The organism is Vibrio sp. MA40-2 (assembly GCF_047302445.1).
Taxonomy (GTDB): domain Bacteria; phylum Pseudomonadota; class Gammaproteobacteria; order Enterobacterales; family Vibrionaceae; genus Vibrio.
The window spans coordinates 690230-707465 of the sequence record NZ_CP178627.1 but is presented as its reverse complement, the minus strand read 5'-3'; the positions used below and the strand labels follow the sequence as shown (position 1 = coordinate 707465).

19 protein-coding genes and 1 pseudogene are annotated in these 17236 nt (G+C 40.6%); 12 read left to right on the top strand and 8 right to left on the bottom strand.

The window, feature by feature from the left end:
- Positions 1–149 precede the first annotated feature (149 nt).
- The 3 genes from ACLKML_RS03050 to ACLKML_RS03040 are packed head-to-tail and all read left to right on the top strand — an operon-like array spanning position 150 to position 3437.
- On the top strand, positions 150–1160 hold the full coding sequence (locus ACLKML_RS03050) for a carbohydrate ABC transporter permease (RefSeq protein WP_413283599.1): 1011 nt from the start codon (positions 150–152) through the stop codon (positions 1158–1160).
- Positions 1161–2324 carry a carbohydrate ABC transporter permease gene (locus tag ACLKML_RS03045; RefSeq protein ID WP_413283598.1) on the top strand — a complete coding sequence of 388 codons (1164 nt, stop codon included), beginning with the start codon at positions 1161–1163 and terminating at the stop codon, positions 2322–2324.
- 21 nt (positions 2325–2345) lie between these two features.
- Entirely contained in the window at positions 2346–3437 is a 1092-nt protein-coding gene (locus ACLKML_RS03040) for an ABC transporter ATP-binding protein (RefSeq protein ID WP_413283597.1), read from the top strand.
- Positions 3438–3579: 142 nt separating this feature from the next.
- On the opposite strand, the gene ACLKML_RS03035 is transcribed toward ACLKML_RS03040, so the two are convergent.
- The gene (locus tag ACLKML_RS03035; RefSeq protein WP_413283596.1) at positions 3580–5157 is read right to left on the bottom strand and encodes a BCCT family transporter; all 1578 of its coding nucleotides are present in this window, start codon (positions 5155–5157) and stop codon (positions 3580–3582) included.
- 559 nt (positions 5158–5716) lie between these two features.
- On the opposite strand from ACLKML_RS03035, the gene ACLKML_RS03030 reads away from it, so the two are divergent.
- The 9 genes and pseudogenes from ACLKML_RS03030 to ACLKML_RS02990 form a co-directional block, all read left to right on the top strand.
- Positions 5717–6208: a MarR family winged helix-turn-helix transcriptional regulator gene (locus ACLKML_RS03030; protein WP_317717240.1), complete on the top strand. Its 492-nt coding sequence runs from the start codon at positions 5717–5719 to the stop codon at positions 6206–6208.
- Positions 6209–6718: 510 nt separating this feature from the next.
- Positions 6719–7708, top strand: coding sequence for an ABC transporter substrate-binding protein (locus tag ACLKML_RS03025; RefSeq protein ID WP_413283595.1), 990 nt, complete (start codon positions 6719–6721; stop codon positions 7706–7708).
- A 69-nt stretch (positions 7709–7777) separates the two neighbouring features.
- The gene (locus ACLKML_RS03020) at positions 7778–8677 is read left to right on the top strand and encodes an ABC transporter permease (protein WP_413283594.1); all 900 of its coding nucleotides are present in this window, start codon (positions 7778–7780) and stop codon (positions 8675–8677) included.
- The gene (locus tag ACLKML_RS03015) at positions 8670–9902 is read left to right on the top strand and encodes a quaternary amine ABC transporter ATP-binding protein (RefSeq protein WP_413283593.1); all 1233 of its coding nucleotides are present in this window, start codon (positions 8670–8672) and stop codon (positions 9900–9902) included. Before ACLKML_RS03020 ends, ACLKML_RS03015 begins: the two co-directional genes overlap by 8 nt.
- A 178-nt stretch (positions 9903–10080) precedes the next feature.
- Positions 10081–10479, top strand: a complete 399-nt coding sequence (locus ACLKML_RS03010; protein ID WP_413283592.1) for an OsmC family protein — start codon at positions 10081–10083, stop codon at positions 10477–10479.
- 117 nt (positions 10480–10596) lie between these two features.
- Positions 10597–11070, top strand: coding sequence for a DUF2850 domain-containing protein (locus ACLKML_RS03005; RefSeq protein WP_413283720.1), 474 nt, complete (start codon positions 10597–10599; stop codon positions 11068–11070).
- A gap of 146 nt (positions 11071–11216) precedes the next feature.
- Entirely contained in the window at positions 11217–11789 is a 573-nt protein-coding gene (locus ACLKML_RS03000) for a class I SAM-dependent DNA methyltransferase (RefSeq protein WP_413283591.1), read from the top strand.
- Between the two features lie 61 nt (positions 11790–11850).
- Positions 11851–12096: a hypothetical protein gene (locus tag ACLKML_RS02995; protein ID WP_413283590.1), complete on the top strand. Its 246-nt coding sequence runs from the start codon at positions 11851–11853 to the stop codon at positions 12094–12096.
- A 166-nt stretch (positions 12097–12262) separates the two neighbouring features.
- Positions 12263–12637: pseudogene (locus ACLKML_RS02990) on the top strand (helix-turn-helix domain-containing protein); the annotation flags it as partial.
- A 27-nt stretch (positions 12638–12664) separates the two neighbouring features.
- On the opposite strand, the gene tnpC reads toward ACLKML_RS02990, so the two are convergent.
- The 7 genes from tnpC to ACLKML_RS02955 all read right to left on the bottom strand — a co-directional run bounded on the left by tnpC (position 12665) and on the right by ACLKML_RS02955 (position 17220).
- Entirely contained in the window at positions 12665–14176 is a 1512-nt protein-coding gene (tnpC, locus tag ACLKML_RS02985; protein WP_413282880.1) for an IS66 family transposase, read from the bottom strand.
- A 59-nt stretch (positions 14177–14235) separates the two neighbouring features.
- Complete coding sequence (gene tnpB / locus ACLKML_RS02980; RefSeq protein ID WP_413282881.1) at positions 14236–14589, bottom strand: IS66 family insertion sequence element accessory protein TnpB; 354 nt, start codon at positions 14587–14589, stop codon at positions 14236–14238.
- A complete protein-coding gene (gene tnpA / locus ACLKML_RS02975; protein ID WP_413282882.1) occupies positions 14586–14909 on the bottom strand; it encodes an IS66 family insertion sequence element accessory protein TnpA in 324 nt (107 codons plus the stop codon). Before tnpA ends, tnpB begins: the two co-directional genes overlap by 4 nt.
- Positions 14910–14954: 45 nt before the next feature.
- On the bottom strand, positions 14955–15668 hold the full coding sequence (locus tag ACLKML_RS02970) for a BspA family leucine-rich repeat surface protein (protein WP_413283589.1): 714 nt from the start codon (positions 15666–15668) through the stop codon (positions 14955–14957).
- Positions 15669–15785: 117 nt separating this feature from the next.
- Positions 15786–16298, bottom strand: a complete 513-nt coding sequence (locus ACLKML_RS02965) for a hypothetical protein (RefSeq protein ID WP_413283588.1) — start codon at positions 16296–16298, stop codon at positions 15786–15788.
- Positions 16283–16480, bottom strand: a complete 198-nt coding sequence (locus ACLKML_RS02960; RefSeq protein ID WP_413283587.1) for a hypothetical protein — start codon at positions 16478–16480, stop codon at positions 16283–16285. Before ACLKML_RS02960 ends, ACLKML_RS02965 begins: the two co-directional genes overlap by 16 nt.
- Entirely contained in the window at positions 16477–17220 is a 744-nt protein-coding gene (locus ACLKML_RS02955) for a hypothetical protein (protein WP_413283586.1), read from the bottom strand. Before ACLKML_RS02955 ends, ACLKML_RS02960 begins: the two co-directional genes overlap by 4 nt.
- Positions 17221–17236: the final 16 nt, after the last annotated feature.

Below are 17236 nucleotides of genomic sequence, written 5' to 3'. Positions count from 1 at the left end.
CTTGTTACTTTTATTGGCTTTTAACTTTTCTCAGATGATTAACTTATGTCAGATTAATAATCTATGACAGTGCAACAAATTTGCCTAAGTTCATAATTTGTCTGTTGGTTATAAACCTTTTTACAAAGTGTATTTTTCGTGGGGTTGCTATGGAGCAATTATATTCCTCTCTTTTTATTATGGCGCTTGGTGTGGCTGCTTGTGTGTTCTATTTCTTTGGCAGCAACATGCTATTGGGCTTAATTTTCCCTTCTCGCGGTGTATCAAATGCTCAAATGGCGAAAAACATTCGTCGAGCTGCTGCTATCCGTCCTTGGTTATTTCTTGGTCCAGCATTAAGCTTTTTAGGACTGTATTTGGTTTACCCTGTTTTCGATTCTTTGATGCTGTCTTTAAGTGATAGAACAGGAGAAGAATTTGTTGGGCTTAGCAACTATGTATGGTTGATCAATGACAAAGAGTTTATCGAATCTTTGTTCAACAATTTATTATGGCTGCTTGTGGTTCCCGCTGCCTCGACTTTTTTTGGCCTTGTTATTGCGGCTATGACCGATAAAGTCAGTTGGGGAAATATTGCAAAAAGCTTGGTGTTTATGCCAATGGCGATCTCTTTTATTGGCGCATCAATTATTTGGAAATTTGTGTACGACTTTCGTGCAGAAGGGTCTGAGCAAATTGGCATTTTGAACGCGATTGTTGAATATTTTGGTGGTACGCCAGAAGCGTGGATAACCATTCCTTTTTGGAACAACTTCTTTTTAATGGTTATCCTAATTTGGATCCAAACTGGGTTTGCCATGGTGATTTTGTCTGCTGCATTACGTGGTATCCCTGAAGAAACGGTAGAAGCTGCAGTACTTGATGGTGCGAATGGTATCCAAATCTTCTTTAAAATACTGATCCCACAAATTTGGGCAACCATAGCGGTGGTTTGGACCACTATTACCATTACGGTTTTGAAAGTCTTCGATATTGTTCTGGCGATGACTAATGGGCAATGGAATACGCAAGTACTGGCTAATATGATGTTTGACTGGATGTTCAGAGGCGGTGGTGATTTTGGTCGCGGCGCCGCGATTGCGGTTGTTATTATGGTGGCGGTTATCCCGGTTATGGTTTGGAACATTCGTCAAGCAAATGCTCAAATGGAGGGACGTTAGATGTCTGGAGCCAAACTTAGCATAAGTCAATTAAGACGCTCTCCGTTAACGCTATTGGTACACTTTGCTGTCTTTGTCGTGGTTGTTTTGTGGACATTACCCACTGCTGGGCTGTTAATTTCTTCTTTTAGAGATAAAGATCAACTGGCGATTTCCGGTTGGTGGACGGCGTTATCGGTATCGGAACAGAATCTAATTGGTCGTACTGATGATCCTGACACTCAAGTGCAACAAGATGGCGTTTATGTATTAAAAGGCTCACTTGCCGAACAAGATGAAGAGGTTGATGTCATCATGTTTGGGTGGACGTCTAAAGCCCCGACGGCGTATGTCGCCGGAACGGTTGCTGAAATGCGCAACGGCGGAACGTTGACCGTCAGTTCTGATGGTGACTATATTATGACGTCACCTAAGCCATTTACTGGCTCGCGAGGGAAACGGGTTTTCTATACGGCTAAAATTCCGCCTAAATTCAGTTTGGACAATTATCGTGAAGTGTTAACGGCAGAGGGCATCGGCCAATCATTTATTAACTCGTTAACCGTGACTATTCCGGCGACAGTGATCCCTATTTTAATTGCCGCGTATGCCGCCTATGCACTTTCTTGGATGCGTATGCCCGGCCGTCCATTATTGATTGCATTGGTGGTAGGTTTGTTAGTTGTGCCACTGCAAATGTCATTGATTCCTTTATTGAGGCTATATAACGATATTGGCGCATTTTTTGGTGTCGGAGCCAAAACGTATTTAGGCATTTGGCTGGCTCATACTGGTTTTGGTTTGCCGTTAGCAATCTATTTGTTACGCAATTATATTTCTAATTTACCCAAAGAAATTATTGAATCAGCGCGTGTCGATGGTGCGACCGATTTTGAAATTTTTGTCCGGATTGTATTGCCGCTGTCTTTTCCTGCTCTCGCATCCTTTGCCATATTCCAGTTTTTATGGGTGTGGAATGACCTATTAGTCGCGACGGTATTTTTGGGTAACGGCGAACATGAATTGGTATTAACCGGACGATTAAGAGAACTGCTTGGTTCTCGAGGGGGGAACTGGGAAATATTAACCGCGTCGGCTTTTGTTTCTATTGCCGTGCCTTTGGCCGTATTTTTTAGCCTGCAACGATATTTAGTCCGTGGCCTTTTAGCTGGCTCAGTGAAATAATTGATTTAAGAGAAGAATTTAATGAATGGTTTAAAATTAACGAACATTAAAAAAGCCTATGGCGACACTGAAGTTCTTCATGGTATTGATTTAGACATTGATATTGGTGAATTTATTGTTTTTGTCGGCCCATCAGGCTGTGGGAAATCAACCTTATTGCGTATGATCGCGGGCTTAGAAGATATCACTGCTGGTGACTTAGAAATAGAAGGGGCTCGAGTGAATGATATGCCTGCTGCAATGCGCGGTATTGCAATGGTATTTCAAACTTATGCACTATATCCGCATATGACAGTGTACGACAATATGGCATTTGCGATGCGCATTGCCAAAGAGTCTAAAGACAATATCCATGAACGAGTGATGGCTGCGGCGGAAATGCTTCAGTTGACAGAATACTTAGGTAGGCTCCCCAAAGCACTTTCCGGTGGTCAAAGGCAGCGTGTTGCGATTGGCCGAGCGATTGTACGTAATCCGAAAGTATTTTTATTTGATGAACCATTATCCAACCTTGATGCGGCATTACGGGTACAAACACGAATTGAAATTGCGAATTTAAAAGAAAAAATGGAAAAAACAACCATGATCTATGTGACGCATGATCAGGTTGAAGCCATGACATTGGCGGATAGAATTGTCGTGTTGTCTGCGGGAAAAATAGAGCAAGTAGGGACGCCGTTAGAGCTTTATACTAACCCTGCTAATGTATTTGTTGCTAAATTTATTGGTTCGCCTTCAATGAATATTATTAGCACCGATATTATTGCTGGTGGCGAAACAGGTAAAGTTCGCTTTGAAAATAATCGTGAAGCGGATTATGACTTCGCTATACCAAACAACTTGGTCGGTACGTCAGGGCAACTGGGTATCCGTCCAGAAGATTTTGAATTGGCTGAAGAAAATCAAGCCTTTATTTCTGGTTCGGTATTATTTGTTGAATCGCTGGGAGAGGTAACTCAGTTGCATATTCAAGTCGCGAATCAGCAAGAGGCAATTGTGGTCAAATTACCCGGTATTATCGACTTACATAAAGGTGAAACTATCCATTTAAAAGCACCAGCAAACAAAATACATTTGTTTGATAGCCAAGGCATTTCTGTTCGTTATCTGTAGCCAATGTTACTTATTGGCCAGAGCTTTGTTTAAAAGGCAGCTCTTATAAAAAAGCCCCCGAATTGAGTCGGGAGCTTTGTCTATGTTTTATTCACTTCTTGCTATTAGCTATGAATCAGTTGTGGTTAAATGTGCTAACACACTATACCTTTTTTCTTTCGGTTCTAAGACCCAAAGTTAGGCTCACACACATTAATAGTAGAATAATTGTAAACGGTAACGCAGTGGAGATAGCGCCAGCCTGTAGAGCTTGAATGGCTTCTGTTCCGCCAATCCATAATAATGCTGCAGCAATTGCGCCTTCAATGGTTGCCCAAAATATTCTTTGTGGTACTGGTGCATCGATTTTACCGCCAGCAGTAATACTATCGATAACCAATGAGCCTGAATCGGAAGACGTTATAAAGAACACCAATACCAATACAATAGCAACTACTGACAATATTGCACCGTATGGTAAGGCATCGAACATTTGGAACATAGCCAACGGAACATCCGTTAAGCCTTTAGTACCAAGTTCACCGACTTTATTCACCACTTGATCTAACGCTAGTCCACCAAAAACAGACATCCATATAATAGTGACAAAGGTTGGTACCAGTAATACAGCGGTTAGAAACTCTCTTACAGTACGACCTTTAGATACTCGAGCGATGAACATACCAACAAATGGTGACCATGAGATCCACCATGCCCAATAGAATACAGTCCAACCTTGGAACCAAGCCGTATCATCTCGGCCAATTGGGTTACTTAATGGGATAATGTTTTCAACATAAGCCATGAAGGTTGTTGGAATTGTTCCAAGGGTAACGGCGAAGCCAATAATAGCAACCAATAGCACCAATATCAGTGCAATAAACATATTGACGTTACTTAATACTTTCACACCGCCTTCTATTCCGCGAACCACAGATATGATGGCAAGAAATGTAACGAAAGCAATAATAGCAAGTTGTAAGCCAATTCCTGCTTCTATGCCGAATACATGGTGGATACCACTGGCGGCTTGTTGTGCACCTAGACCAAGAGAAGTAGCTAAACCAAATAGAGTTGCAATAACGGCCAAAATGTCGACTACGTGCCCTGCAACACCCCACGTTCTGTCCCCAAGTAAAGGATAGAAAATAGAACGCATAGATAAAGGCAATCCTTTATTGTAAGTAAAAAAGGCAAGAGATAGAGCAACAACGGCATAGATTGCCCATGGGTGTAATCCCCAGTGGAACATGGTTGCGCCTAATGCTAATTTCATCGCTTCTGGTGTATTGGCTTCAACTCCTAATGGTGTTTCATACCATCCAGTAAAGTAAGCGACTGGCTCTGCGACACTCCAGAACATTAAACCGATACCCATCCCAGCAGCAAAAAGCATCGCTAGCCAAGATAAAAAGGAGTGATCGGCAGTAGCATTGTCTCCGCCTAAACGGATTTTACCTAATGGTGAGGCGATTAGTACCAGACAAAATATAACAAATATGTTGCCAGACCAGATAAACAACCAATCGAATGTGCCGATTATTTTCCATTTTAGTCCATCTAATACTGATTTTGCTGTTTCTGGGTCACTGACTAAAACAGCGACCAGAAATAGGAAAACCAACCCTGCGCTAATACCGAATACGGGGTTATGAACATCAAATCCCCATTTTTGAACATTATCCTGCCCGACACTATAGTCGGTGCTATGGATACTATATTTTTTTGATCCTTGCGGCATGTTTTCTCTCTTAGTTTCTAACATTGAGGCATAAATAACGTTGAATAACTGTAATTAACCTAAATAACTATAGTTAACCTAAATAATGATAAGTAACTCTAAATAACCATAAGTAATTTTAGTAGAAAATCAGAAGTAGCAAACCAAATGATTTGTACTCGTTGTATTGCTCTCTACTTTTTTTGCGATAGTTTACTCTCTTTGGTAAAAAATGCCATAACCTGGCTATATTTTGAACTGAAATGCTGGTAATTTACAACTGAATGGCGATTCTATGTCCTTTGTAACCTTCAACTAGGAAGGTTACTGGGCAAAAACTATTTGATTTCTAATTATTACAGGTCATAGTATTGTTACTGTAGAGCATATTATTATTATTGTAGGCCATAATATTGTTATTACCGAGCATAGTGTTGGCAATAATTACATTAATTAGTCACAATAGATGGTTACAGATAGCAATTAATTAGTAGACCACGTTTTGAAGCTCAGCTTTCAATCAAAGTAAGGTCTATTTTTTCTACCGTTTTTGGCATTTTTATAGTTACGGAGTGGTGAGTTGGAAAAACATGAGGAAGTTCTCGTTTCACTGAGACAAATTATTAGGGCAATAGATCTGCATTCCAAGAAATTGAGCAAGGAATCTGGCCTTACTGGTCCACAATTGATACTTATGCGCTCAATCAGAGAATTAGGCGAAGTAACCATTAGGCAATTGTCTAATCATACTAATATGAGCCCAGCTACAGCAACGACGATACTAGATAGGTTGGAACGAAATAACCTCGTTGAGCGAGTAAGAAGTACCACTGATAAGCGTAAAGTTCACGCTAACCTTACCGAAAAAGGTAATCTCTTACTGAGTAATGCGCCATTACCATTGCAAGAAAGCTTTATTAATAAGTTGCAAAGTTTGGATGAATGGGAGCAAAGCTTATTACTATCATCAGTTCAACGCATTGCAGGAATGATGAATGCTGAGTCAATCAGTGTGGCACCTGTACTGGAACTTGGCGATATTACCGACCCTGAGTTGAATACTGAAAAGTAATTTTTGTTTCTTTTCTAGATCTTAATTCCTTCTGATTGTGGGCTTCACTTAATCTTTGAGGTGTAGCTTGGTTTGATTGTTAGCATACAATCAAATAGTCCGCTTATTAGTGAGTAGATATAGCTATGCGGCAGAAATAGTCATTAATATAGATAATTAAGGGTTTGATAGTTAGACCCTTAACTCTTTCTGTTCACAGACACATTACGTTCTATTCACCGTCACATTACGTCAACCTTCGACTTAAATCCTTCGACCTATAATTGTTTATTCAACAACATTTTTGTCAATTAATAGACGATTTAATTTTTCTTTCTTTTCATACTGCTAATTCCATTGTTTTTTTTAGATATTAATCGCATTTTCCCCTGTTCTTTTGCCTATGTAATTGAACTAAATCCATAGGTATTTAGAGGGTACTCAAATGCTTATAGCTATAATCATTTGAACACGAAGTATAATTTCGGTATGATTGTAATCTAACTATGGAAGTTATTTAAGGGAATGAGTATGAAATTGAAACTTGCGACACTGGCTTTATTTGCCGGTGCCAGTACCAGCGTATCCGCTAGTGAATGTGGCGATGTAACGATCGCAGATATGAATTGGAACTCCGCTAGTTTACTCGCTAACGTAGATAAGTTTATCTTAGAAAATGCTTTTGGTTGTGATGCTGAGTTGATTCCTGGTGACACAATGCCTACCACAACATCTATGATTGAGAAAGGACAACCAGATATCGCACCTGAGTTATGGGCAAATGCGGTAAAAGATGCGGTAGAAGCAGGCGTTAAAGAAGGCCGAATTGTTCTTGCTGGTAAGTCGTTAGTCAATGGTGGTGAAGAAGGTTTCTGGGTTCCAAAATATATGGTGGATAAATACCCTGAACTGAGCACTATCGAAGGTGTCAAAAAACACGCTGATTTGTTTGAACATCCAGAAAATAAAGATGTAGGTGGTTTCTACGGTTGTCCTGCAGGCTGGGGTTGTCAAATCTCAGCATCTAACTTGTTTAGAGCATTGAAACTCGATGAAGCTAATTTTGAATTAATCGATCCAGGATCGTCTGCTGGTCTTTCTGGATCAATCGCTAAAGCTTATGAGCGTGAAGAAGGCTGGTTAGGGTATTATTGGGCTCCAACAGCGATCTTAGGTAAATATGAGATGGTTAAAGTTGATTTTGGTGCAGGTGTAGATGAAGAAGAATACTTTGCTTGTACTACAGTTGATGGTTGTGAATCGCCAAAAGTAACAGCGTATCCTGCTTCACCTGTTTACACCGTGGCTTCTGCGGAATTTTCTAAAGATAACCAAGAAATAATGAGCTATTTAGACACTCGTGGAGTGACTAATGCTGAGATGAACAAATTATTGGCTTGGATGGAAGAAGAGCAAGCGGATGCTTCCGATGCAATGTTCTATTTCTTAGAGAACTATCCTTCAATTTGGAAAGCATGGTTACCTGAAGATAAAGCCGAAATGGTTGAGAGTGCGTTGTAAGTTAGTATTGTAAAATTTCGAAAAGAGTAACTTGCTACGAGTTGCTCTTTTCGTTTCAAGGAATTAAAAATGGCTGATAGTAGCTGGTTGTACAGTTTTCCAGAAATGGACCGTTCGGGTCTGAGAGCAATTAGAAAAACGCTTGATGGCGCATATAAAGATTTTTCAAGAGAATATGGTGATTTAATAGAGTCTATTTTTGACCCATTGTTGTCGTTTCTTATTTGGTTTGAGAAGTTATTATTAAGTACTCCTTGGTGGATAGTTTTAGCTATTTGCACTGGGTTTGTTTATCTAGCGAGTCGTTCAACGAAACTCGCTGTCGCTTGCTTTGGCTCTTTATTACTTATAGGCTATTTTGGGATGTGGGAAGATACGATGCGTACGCTGAGTATTATTACCGTATGTACCTTTTTAGCTATCGCGGTAGGTATTCCCATTGGTATTGCCATGGCACGATCAAATCGAATTCAAGCGGTTATTACCCCGTTATTAGATATTATGCAAACTATGCCTGCCTTCGTTTATCTTATCCCTGTGGTCATGCTGTTAGGTATTGGTAAAATTCCGGGTCTGATTGCAGTAATTATATACGCTATCCCTCCGGTTATTCGATTGACTAATCTAGGTATTCGTTTGGTTGATAAAGAAGTATTAGAAGCGGCTACAGCCTTTGGTGCCAGCCAACGGCAAAGGTTAACTGGTGTTCAGTTACCTTTAGCTATGCCAACTATTATGGCCGGTATTAACCAAACTATTATGATGGCTTTGTCTATGGTGGTTATCGCCTCAATGATAGGTGTGAAAGGGCTAGGGCAACCGGTACTAAAAGCAATAACGAACCAATATTTTACTCTAGGATTATTAAATGGCTTTGCTATCGTTGCATTGGCGATTTTATTTGACCGCGCATCACAAGCGTATGCAAAGCGTACTCAAGCTCATTTAGGAGACCAGAAACATGACTGAGTCAGTAATTAAGATTTCAGGTCTTTACAAAGTTTTTGGTTCTAATCCTAAGTCTGTGCTACCTATGATTAGTGAAGGCTTAAGTAAAGATGAAATCTTGAAAAAAACGGGTCATACCGTTGGCCTAAAAGATATTAATTTAGAGATTAAAAAAGGCGAAATTTTCGTCATTATGGGGCTATCTGGCTCAGGTAAATCGACATTAATACGCCACTTTAATCGCTTGATTGATCCCACTGAAGGGCAAATTATTGTTGAAGGCACTGATATAATGGAATTTGGTGTCCATGATCTTCAAGAGTTTCGTCGTCATAAGATGTCAATGGTCTTCCAACGTTTTGGTTTATTTCCACACAGAAAGGTCATTGATAATGTTGCTTATGGCTTGGAAGTACAAAATATTGATAAGGCTGTGCGACTTAACAAGGCTAAAGAATGGATAGATACTGTTGGCTTGAAAGGCTACGATGATCAGTATCCATCTCAGCTTTCCGGTGGTCAGCAGCAACGTGTCGGTTTAGCACGCGCACTGTGTACTGATGCGGAAATTTTATTAATGGATGAAGCGTTTTCGGCACTCGATCCATTGATCAGAAGTGAAATGCAAGATCAGCTCATTGAATTGCAAGAAACCTTACAAAAGACCATTATTTTTATCACCCATGATTTAGATGAAGCGCTCAGACTAGGTGACCGAATTGCTATTCTTAAAGATGGTGAACTTGTTCAGCAAGGAACGCCTGATGAGATATTGCTAGAGCCTGCTAACGATTATGTAGAAGCCTTTGTTAAAGATGTTAACCGAGCTCGAGCACTAACGGTTGAAACTGTCATGCAACGCCCTGCAATGCGTATTACAGCTGAAACCATCGATGGTGCGCTTGCGCAAATGAAAAAGTCGGTCCATGACTATGGTTACCACATTACTGAAGATGGCTTCCAAGGCATAATAACTGAAAAAGAACTAGAATCTGCTGCTTCTTCTGATGTAAATAACGGCGAATTCAATCCTGATATTTATGAAGATGTACCGACTATTTCACCAGAATCTGCTATTGAGGACGTACTCACAGAGACCATTTCTTCGGAGTACTCTTTACCCGTTGTGGATAGTGACGGTAACTTGAAAGGTTCTCTGGAAAAAGAATCGGTTGCCGATATTTTTTCTGAGAAGTCAACCTTAGATGCAGAGCCTGAAGAACAACTAACGGAAGAGAAAAAATAGTCTCGGTTGGTTTATCTTAAAATCATAATTAGTATTTATTGATAAGTATTATCAATAGTATATAAAGGGGAGTCGATATTTGACTTCCCTTTTTTATTATTTAAACGGTATGGTTAGTATCCGTAATATGTGATTGGCTATATCTTGTAACAGCAAAACAAATAGTTAGGAGAATTATATGCAAGCAGAAGTTAAGTGGGTCGATAACTTGACCTTTATTGGTCAATCAGCATCTGGACATTCAGTTATTATGGATGGTAAGGGAGGGTCGACTGCACCAAGTCCGATGGAGATGGTTTTAATGGCAGCAGGAGGGTGTAGTTCGGTAGACGTTGTTGCTGGTCTGAAATCAGAAAACCAGAAGGTTAGCGATTGTATTGCTAAACTTACGACAGAACGACGAGAAAATGCACCACGAATTTTTACCCATATTAATATTCATTTTGAAATCAGTGGAGAGGAGCTTGATGAAGCAGTAATAGCAAAAGTAACGTCCGATTCGCTGCAAAAATATTGTTCGGTTTGCTTAATGTTATCAGAAGGCGTAACAATGACGCATTCATGGTCAATTATATAGTGAAATAGATGCTGTTGCATAAACCGTGTGGTGCTAAATAGTACATAAACCAGCAAGGTGAGTTAAGCCTTAAAGTAACCCTGTGAAGTAGCAGATATGGTGGTCCGATTGAAAAGAATGACTAAAAATCAAAATAGTCAAAACACTGAAAAAAACGGTGGGCCTAATTATGTGTTGTGGACCGTGATCGTGCTAGCTTTGTTCACAGTTAGTTTGGCTGGGTATTTTTCATTTATTAGCTACAAGAATCATATAGACCCAACGCGAGTTTATGGTGAATGGTCCGAAATTGGTGCCCCTAGCTGGCTCACCGATAGGTTTATTTTAAGTGCCGATGGGGTTATGCAAGAAAGTCGTTTTATCGCGTCTTCATTTGATTTTGATGGTTCTATTGTTTCGTATACAACAGGTGAAGAGCGATACAAATTACAAGTTTTTGGTCAACAAGATGAACGGTTAAGGCGAATTTCAGGTGGAGGGCATAGCGCGTCATTCATAAAAAAAGGTTACGAAGATACGTTGCCAAAACAAGATAATATAGGACCCGCTAGACGGGTTTCTCTAGCTGAACATTTTCGAAGCAAGAAATAGTTATTGCTTAAAATCAGTCGCAACCAGTTTATTTCTCGTGTTATATAAGAGAAATGATCAAAACTAAGGTAATTAGTCGTGAAGCTAAACGGCATTTTGTTTACCATGGTAGTAGAAATCAAAAGTCAGTAAAAAATGGAGACCAAATGTCATACAATTGGGATAAAAAAGCAAAACAGTGGGAAACCCCTACCGCTGCTCTATTCGCAACCAAAGCTTTTGAACAGTTAGAGAGTAGTATCAATATTACTAATTTGAGAGTTTTTGATTTTGGTTGTGGCACTGGATTGTTAAGTCAAAAAATTGCACCGTTAGCCAAAGATATTGTGGCACTAGACTCATCAGAAGCCATGATAGAGGAACTTGATAAGAAAATGTTGCCGAACGTTGAGCCTGTAGTGGATAGCTTATCACGAGGCCTTATTGCTCAGCATCCGGCGTTTCGTGGTCAATTTGATTGTGTAGTGGCTTCCTCTGTATGTGGATTTTTAGACGATTTTAGCGAAGCTGCAACTCTCATTCATGCTCTGTTAGATGACGGTGGCGTGTTTATACATTGGGACTGGGTAGCCAAAGATAATCAATCTGGATTAACACAAAAACAGGTAGAAAAAGTACTGATTAATGCTGGTTTCGATTCTGTCTCCGTGTCTGTTCCTTTTGAAATAGAAACAGAACAAGGAATAATTCCAGTATTGATGGGGGTTGCAGAGAAGTAATCGTTGTTATCCGCTATGCTAGAAACAAGTCGTATATTGAAAGTATAAGGTGCACTAACTGATGAGTCATGAATCGAAACAACATATAATTGCATTGCGCATGATTTTATTAGCATTGGATGACGTGGTGAAATCTGGCGCAAAACCGAGGTATGAAGGGGATGATAGTAGTACTAATCCTGAGTCCTTTAAAAAACTAGTAATGCAACTCGCCGGAGATAGAGTCAGTGAATCGGTTATAGATGAAGCATTAAAAATCCCATTGCAAGAGATTGCGGAGAGGTTAATGGTAGCCGCTAAGCGCTAATTGCCTTTGAGCGAGTGTTGGTTAGCAATCTCGCCGTAAACCCTCGTCCGATCTGAGGGCGGGGATATAAGGCGAAAGTGCGGTAGCACTTTAAAGTAGATATATTACAAGTGGTTGATATAATACTGGGCATATATACAGTCGAGAGTTCTAGGTATTAAGAGCAACGAAGGTACGTATTTATCCAACGCAAGAACAAGCTGAGTTTCTAATTGCTCAGCTTGGTGCTGTGCGTTTTGCGTATAACAAAGCTCTACACTTAAAGTCTCATATGTACCGCAAACATGGTGTAACACTGAATCCTAAAAAGGATATAAAACCACTACTTGCCGTTGCCAAGAAATCACGAAAGTACCACTGGCTTAAACAATATGATTCAATTGCCTTGCAGCAATCAGTTATTAACTTGCACACTGCTTTTGATAACTTTTTCAATCCAAAGTTGAGAGCTAAATACCCAAGCTTTAAGCGCAGACACGACAAGCAATCTAGCTATCACTGTGTCGGTGTTAAGGTGTTTGATAATACTATTAAGCTGTGAGCGCCCCATAAACCCACAGGCGCATTATTAGTGAAGGAAGTTCCAAGGAAGAAGTGAATCGATATCTGGCTCTGGTTTGGCCAACTCTTTCATGCACTGAACCAGATAATCGTAAAGGATAAGCCCATTCGCTTTCGCAGTTTCGATGATGCTGTAAAGCATCGCGCTAGCACCTGCACCTTTCGGTGTATCGGAGAATAACCAATTTTTTCTCCCAATAACCAGAGACTTAATTGCACGTTCCGCTCGGTTATTATCGATAGATAAGTGGCCATCTTCCACATACCGAACAAGTTTAGGCCACTGACCAACCGTGTATTTTATCGCTTTACCTAACTGGCTCGATTCTATTACCTTTTGCGATGTCAGCCATTTATGTAAGTCATCCAGCATTGGCTTCGCCAACTTTTGCCGCTCAGTTAATCGCTGCTCTGCGGTTTGGCCTTTCAGGCGAGTTTCCAGTGCATACAGCTTTTGGATTTTCGCCAGCGCGATATCCGCTTTGCCCGCCTTTCCTTTGCCTTGCAGTTTTTTGGCATCCATAAATTTGCGACGTGCGTGAGCAAGGCAGCCAAGGTGTTTCACCTTTGGCAGCCCGTCATAAGCTTTGTAGCCATCCGTTTGTAAATAACCATCGTACTCACCAAGGAAGGCGATAGGACATGCCCTTGAACGACCATTTTGATAATCGAACAAGACGATATTTTTGACCCCTTTCAGACTCGCATCGGGTGAATCCGCACCTGATGCGTAAACCCACATGTAGCATTTCTTGTCTTCTTTAAGGACATTGAGCGGCGTTTCATCCGCTTGCACCACTACTTGCTCCAGAAGGTGTTTTTGCAGAGCTTGATAGAGCGGAGTAAAGTGCTCGCTGACCTGCATGACCCAACGTGCCATGGTCGTTCGGGACAGTTCAATGCCTGATTGCTCGAACAGGCTTTCCTGACGATAAAGTGGCAGTGCGTACTGATATTTGCCTAAAATGATGTTGCTTAGCAGGCTTTCTGTGGCAAAGCTTTTTGGGATAAGACTGGCAGGGGCAGGCTTTTGAACGATGCTGACTTTATCTGCGTCTTTTTCGCACTGGCGACAGCCGTACTTAGGGCGAACATATTCCAGCACCTTCAATACCGCAGGGGTAAACTCAAGCTTTTCGCTGCTGTCTTCACCGATTTTATGCAACGGGTGCTGGCAACACGAGCAGACTTTCTCTTTATCATCCAAGTCCAGCACGATTTGCTCACGCGGTAGGTCTTTAGGAAGAGGTTTGCGTTTACCACGCACTTTTTTGATTGTAGTGGTCGTAACCACTTCTTCTTGCTCATCAGCAGGGGCTTCACATTCCACCTCATTGAACAGGTCACCCTGCGCTTCATCATAAGGTTTGAGTGTTTCGGCACGTTTGGCGAACTGGCGGTCGATAGCCAGTTTGAACTGCTCAAGAAGGGATTCTTTTTCAGCCATCAGGGCTTTCACCATCGCTTGAAGCTCGGCGACATCTTGGCTGTCAGGGTTAATATCAGGCGTCTTTTTCATGGCATTTATTATACTAAAAAGACCATAGGAATACCTGATATATCTGACTTTTATCGTGATTAACTCATTGTAAAATCGTGTATTTCAACCGATTTATGGCCGATTATCGTAAAGCCTGCAAGGAGTCTTTCTAACTCAAATTGGCTTAAAGTAAACACTTGGTTTTTCTCCTTGGACGGCCATTTGAACTTGGCTTTTTCAAGGCGTTTGTACCAAAGAGCAAAGCCCGTTTTATCCCAATAGAGCACCTTCATTTTATCGCGCTGCTTATTGGTAAACAGGAAGAGCGCACCAGAGTTCAGGGACAAATCCGTTTCAGACTCAACCAATGCCGCAAGACCGTTAATGGATTTTCTAAAGTCGACGAACTCACGATAAAGGTAAATCGTAGGGGGATTCACTAACCCTTTCATGATTGAAGCGCACAGATGAGTTTTGCCAAATACTGGGTTGGTGTTCCTTGCGGAACGCTCAACTCGACATCATTAAAACTGAGCGTCATATTCGCCAGTTCAGGTTGAGCCACTTGATAACGGGTAGTTTGCTCAACCACTTCTGCGCGAACAAAGCTACTCTGATGGCTTTCACCTGTCAATTGCAGCGAGCGTCGTTTAGTAAAGAAAGTGGAAAGTGCGAGCTTATTCTGTCGGCAAAATTCTTTCTGGGTTAAAGCGCTGCTTTCGTATTGCTGTAAAAGTCCCAACCATTCCTGGTCACTACGTCGATTAACCATGCTCTTATCTCCTTAATTGTTGGAGTTAAGAGCATAAATTGCCAGTCAGCTTATTTGAATGTGGGGTTTATGGGGCGGATACGAAGTATTCCAATCACCTATTGGTTGATTAAATGAAGTTGCATCACTAAACATACTTCTAATATTAGTTACATTGAAAGTGTTCCAGTTGCCTATGGGTTGATTAAACGAGGTTGCACCACCAAGCATCATGAACATATTGGTCACATTGGAAGTGTTCCAGTTGCCTATGGGTTGATTAAAGGAGGTTGCACTACTAAACATGCTTTCCATATTGGTCACATTAGAAGTATTCCAATCACTAATGGGTTGATTAAAGGAGGTTGCACTACTAAACATGCTTTCCATATTGGTCACATTAGAAGTATTCCAATCATTAATGGGTTGGTTAAAAGAGGTCGCCTTAAAAAACATCAACTTCATATTAGTCACATTGGAGGTGTCCCAATCGCTTATAGAGTGATTAAAGGAGGTTCTGCTAAACATTTTATTCATGTTTGTCACTTTTGATGTACAGTATCGTATGTCACCTTTAGCTAGTTTTGCAAAATTAGCCTTATCACGAGCTGTTTTATTATCAACAACCAAATACATCTTATCCTTGTGCTTAAAAATACTACCCACTTCTTTATCAGAACAGTAGGTTGTGGAACCTTTGGTATTAATAGCCATGGCGTCACTAGAACTAAAGGCAGTAAGGGTTAGCACACTTATAAGGGTTATTTTTACCACTTTCATTTAACGCTCCTTTAATTTGAATGTTTTTTATTACACATAGTTGATTGCATAACTTATCAACATCTTGGTTACTGCATAAATATCTTTAAATATTTATCTATCATATATTGCAATCATTTAATGATGACGAGGTTTATCAATATACTGACAAGGTCTTGTGGCGAAATGTCTATAATATTTATCTTTCTTTTCAGGGGGCTTGTCTAAATCGGATTCCACCCAATCGATCACTTTAATTAACCATTCCCGTTGAGGGTCATCTTGATCTGTTAGGTTTAGTGAATAAGCGATTTTTGTGTATATACTCACTAAATTTTTGGGCTCAACTTCTGGGCAACCACTGTAACTTATAGGAGTATAACCATTCATATAGTCCGCTCCACGCAACAGCAGAGCGTAAGCTACGTCATATCGACCACGGCTTAAAGCAAGTGCTAAAGGGCTATGCCCTCCCCCCCAAGAGACGTTATACACTCCATTGATTTTAAAGCCTTGTTTCATTAATTTATCAATCTGTCTTTCCACGGTGGCTAATTTAGGTCTTTTATCGGTCATGGGCTCAAGAACATCTAAAAAAATAGGCGAGGTGTGTATTACATCGCCAGTTCTATCTCTTAAATCGCTGTGCAAGAGCGCCATATTTTCTGGGATCGAATAGTAGTAGTCGTTCTCGTTAATGCGTTCCGCTGCTGTTTGTCGGCAATAAGGTACACAAACCAATATTGGAGGCTATAAGGGGCAATCACCGACCAAAGTAGGATAAATAGGCCAAAACCGATTAACCCTTTTTTTAAGGTTGATTTATTTATCATGAATCTGAACCATTTGCTGGGAGTGGTAATCGATGATGATGGGGTTTATCCACGTATTGACAAGGTGTTATGTCAAAATCCCGGTAATATTTGGCTTTTTTTTCAGGGTGCTTGTCTAAATCCGACTCTACCCAATTAATCACTTTAGTTAACCACTTTCGCTGAGGGTCATTTTGATACGTTCGGTTTAATGAAGAGTAAATTTTGGTGTATATACTCGCTAAATTTTTGGGCTCAACCTCTGGACAGTTACTGTAACTAATCGGGGTGTAGCCATCCATATAATCGGCTCCACGTGACAGCAGAGCGTAGGCTACGTCATAGCGGCCATGAAATAAAGCAACTGCTATTGGGCTTTTCTCTCCCATCCAAGAGACGTTATAAACCCCATTGATTTTAAAGCCTTGCTTCATTAATTTATCAATCTGTCTTTCCACGGTGGCTAATTTAGGTCTTTTATCGGTCATGGGCTCAAGAACATCTAAAAAAATAGGCGAGGTATGCATCACTCTTCCTTGTTTATTTCTTGGATCGCTGTGCAAGAGCGCCATGTTTTCTGGGATCGAATAATCTAATCTTACAATCGGTGTGCCAGTTCTTGTCAGTGCTTTTCTGTGTTGGTCATCTGTAATAAGATACACAAACCAATATTGGAGGCTATAAGGGGCAATCACCGACCAAAGTAGGATAAATAGGCCAAAACCGATTACCCCTTTTTTTAAGGTTGATTTATTTATCATGGTGGTGTCCCTTTAT

Excerpts from the sequence above, each read along its gene's own strand:
- ACLKML_RS03005 (WP_413283720.1), top strand. The coding sequence starts at position 10,597 with ATGACTAAAAATCAAAATAGTCAAAACACTGAAAAAAACGGTGGGCCT.
- ACLKML_RS03010 (WP_413283592.1), top strand. The coding sequence starts at position 10,081 with ATGCAAGCAGAAGTTAAGTGGGTCGATAACTTGACCTTTATTGGTCAA.
- ACLKML_RS03035 (WP_413283596.1), bottom strand. The coding sequence starts at position 5,157 with ATGCCGCAAGGATCAAAAAAATATAGTATCCATAGCACCGACTATAGT.
- ACLKML_RS02960 (WP_413283587.1), bottom strand. The coding sequence starts at position 16,480 with ATGATAAATAAATCAACCTTAAAAAAAGGGTTAATCGGTTTTGGCCTA.
- ACLKML_RS03020 (WP_413283594.1), top strand. The coding sequence starts at position 7,778 with ATGGCTGATAGTAGCTGGTTGTACAGTTTTCCAGAAATGGACCGTTCG.
- ACLKML_RS03045 (WP_413283598.1), top strand. The coding sequence starts at position 1,161 with ATGTCTGGAGCCAAACTTAGCATAAGTCAATTAAGACGCTCTCCGTTA.
- tnpB (WP_413282881.1), bottom strand. The coding sequence starts at position 14,589 with ATGAAAGGGTTAGTGAATCCCCCTACGATTTACCTTTATCGTGAGTTC.
- ACLKML_RS02955 (WP_413283586.1), bottom strand. The coding sequence starts at position 17,220 with ATGATAAATAAATCAACCTTAAAAAAAGGGGTAATCGGTTTTGGCCTA.
- ACLKML_RS03025 (WP_413283595.1), top strand. The coding sequence starts at position 6,719 with ATGAAATTGAAACTTGCGACACTGGCTTTATTTGCCGGTGCCAGTACC.
- ACLKML_RS03040 (WP_413283597.1), top strand. The coding sequence starts at position 2,346 with ATGAATGGTTTAAAATTAACGAACATTAAAAAAGCCTATGGCGACACT.
- ACLKML_RS03050 (WP_413283599.1), top strand. The coding sequence starts at position 150 with ATGGAGCAATTATATTCCTCTCTTTTTATTATGGCGCTTGGTGTGGCT.
- ACLKML_RS03015 (WP_413283593.1), top strand. The coding sequence starts at position 8,670 with ATGACTGAGTCAGTAATTAAGATTTCAGGTCTTTACAAAGTTTTTGGT.
- ACLKML_RS03000 (WP_413283591.1), top strand. The coding sequence starts at position 11,217 with ATGTCATACAATTGGGATAAAAAAGCAAAACAGTGGGAAACCCCTACC.
- ACLKML_RS02995 (WP_413283590.1), top strand. The coding sequence starts at position 11,851 with ATGAGTCATGAATCGAAACAACATATAATTGCATTGCGCATGATTTTA.
- tnpA (WP_413282882.1), bottom strand. The coding sequence starts at position 14,909 with ATGGTTAATCGACGTAGTGACCAGGAATGGTTGGGACTTTTACAGCAA.
- ACLKML_RS02970 (WP_413283589.1), bottom strand. The coding sequence starts at position 15,668 with ATGAAAGTGGTAAAAATAACCCTTATAAGTGTGCTAACCCTTACTGCC.
- tnpC (WP_413282880.1), bottom strand. The coding sequence starts at position 14,176 with ATGAAAAAGACGCCTGATATTAACCCTGACAGCCAAGATGTCGCCGAG.